Origin of the sequence: Pantoea sp. R102 (genome assembly GCF_004916815.1) — a bacterium.
GTDB classification, from domain to species: Bacteria; Pseudomonadota; Gammaproteobacteria; order Enterobacterales; family Enterobacteriaceae; genus Pantoea; species Pantoea dispersa.
Map to the genome: position 1 here is coordinate 1 of NZ_SDFT01000272.1, position 2,023 is coordinate 2,023.

Below are 2,023 nucleotides of genomic sequence, written 5' to 3' on the forward strand. Positions count from 1 at the left end.
AGCCGCTGGCGGCGCTGGCCTCAAGCGACTTAAATACGTTATCGCCTGGCTCCGCTGCACTGCTGGTCGCCGCCTGCTCGTTCATCGCTTCAGCCCACAGATCGTCCGCAGAGATATCATCGGACGGTTTTTTGCTGTCACTCATTGGGCTGTTCCTCATTCAGCGAATTCAAAATCGGGTTAATCAGATGTTCTACACGCAGCGCATACTGGCCGTTGAGCGTGCCATACTGGCTCGTCAGTACCGGTACGCCGTCGACGTGGGCAATGATGCGGTCCGGCTTCTCAATGGGCAGGACGTCACCAGGTTTCAGTTGCAAAATACGTGACAGACGCAGCGACGTTTCAGCGAAGTGGGCAATCAGCTCCAGCTCCGAGTGCTGCACCTGTTTCACCAGATTGTCGCGCCAGTGGTTATCTTCCTGACGCGAGTTCTCCAGCGGTGGATTGACCAGCAGCTCGCGCAGCGGCTCAATCATCGAAAACGGAATACAGATATTGAACTCACCCACCAGGTTGCCAATCTCCACCTGAAACGGCGTGTTGACCACGATATCGTTCGGCGAGGTGGTGATGTTGGTGAACTTCACCTGCATTTCAGAACGCACGTATTCCACTTCCAGCGGATAAATGGCTTTCCATGCGTCGCTGTAGCCTTCCAGCGCCAGCTTGAGCATGCGGCGAATCACGCGCTGCTCGGTGTGGGTGAACTCACGGCCTTCCACTTTGGTCGGAAAACGACCGTCGCCGCCAAACAGGTTATCCACGGCGATAAACACCAGGCTCGGCGAGAACACCACCAGCGCAGTCCCCCGCAGCGGCTGCAGGTGAATCAGGTTCAGGTTGGTTGGCACCGGCAGGTTGCGGGCAAACTCATGGTACGGCTGAATCTTGATTGCCCCAACGCTGATATCCGGGCTGCGGCGCAGCAGGTTGAACAGCGCCATACGGAAATGACGGGCAAAACGCTCATTGATGATCTCCAGCGCCTGCAGACGCTCGCGCACCACGCGACGCTGGGTATTGGGATCATAGGGGCGGATATCGCCATCGGCCCCTTTGGAACTGTTCTCTACTTCCGCACTGTCACTGTCGCCATTGAGCAGCGCGTCAATCTCAGCCTGGGAGAGAATGCTATCGCCCATTAAGTCACCTCAAAATGAAGGCGGTAAACAGCACGTCACTGACTACCTGCGCAGGTTGACCTTTTACCAGCGGTGGCGCCAGCACCTGTTTGATCTGTTCAACCAGGGCCTGTTTGCCTTGCTCGGTTGCCAGCGCGCTGGCGCTCTGACGTGAAAGCAGCAGCAGCAAACGGCTGCGCACCTCAGGCAGGTAGTCATTCAGCCGACGACGGGTATCCTCATCCGGCAGACGCAGGGTAAAGCCTACGTACAGCACGCGATCGGGATCGTTGTCGGGATTGACCAGGTTAACCGTAAACGTATCCATTGCAAAAAATACCGGGGCGGGCGGTGGCTCCACTTTGGCAGCCTCCGGCTTGTCACCCTCGTGTTTATTCATCATTCGCCAGACTGCATAGCCTGCCACGCTGCAAGCGGCCAGCGTTACAATCAGTAACACCGGAATTAGTAATGAACGTTTGCGGCCTTTAGCTTTCGCGTTATCAGACATGTTTGCAGTTACTTCCTGTGAATTATGGGTAAGCCTCTCGGCTTACCTGGACAGATTATCCCGCGTCTTAAGTCAAACAATGGGAAGAAAAGACGCGGGTTTTACGCTTACCTTCAGCGTTTAGTCGCTGTCAGGCAAAGATATCGACAGCGCCGTTGCCGGTCGCGCGCGCCTGGAGGGCTGCCGGGACGGCAATAGGCGTTATCTCGTTGTCACTGTCCTGGGAGAGGGTAAAGCTGCCGTACTGGCCGTCGCGACGTCCTTCCTGCTGGCCCTGATAACTCTGGCCCTGTGCGAAGGCGTCGCTGTTGACGTTACTCTGTCCCAGGTTAATGCCGCTCTCCGCCAGCGCCGTACGCAGCTGTGGGAGCGCCGCTTCCAGCGCGGC

At 57.0% G+C, this 2,023-nt stretch carries 2 protein-coding genes and 2 pseudogenes; all 4 read right to left on the reverse strand.

The window, feature by feature from the left end; genetic code table 11:
• Positions 1-145, reverse strand: a pseudogene (fliN, locus tag ERD80_RS21540) (flagellar motor switch protein FliN); the annotation flags it as partial.
• The gene (gene fliM, locus ERD80_RS21545) at positions 138-1,145 is read right to left on the reverse strand and encodes a flagellar motor switch protein FliM (RefSeq protein WP_021509863.1); all 1,008 of its coding nucleotides are present in this window, start codon (positions 1,143-1,145) and stop codon (positions 138-140) included. The pseudogene fliN and the gene fliM, both read right to left, overlap by 8 nt.
• A 4-nt stretch (positions 1,146-1,149) precedes the next feature.
• Positions 1,150-1,635 carry a flagellar basal body-associated protein FliL gene (fliL, locus tag ERD80_RS21550; RefSeq protein ID WP_021509864.1) on the reverse strand — a complete coding sequence of 162 codons (486 nt, stop codon included), beginning with the start codon at positions 1,633-1,635 and terminating at the stop codon, positions 1,150-1,152.
• Between the two features lie 130 nt (positions 1,636-1,765).
• Positions 1,766-2,023: pseudogene (locus ERD80_RS21555) on the reverse strand (flagellar hook-length control protein FliK); the annotation flags it as partial.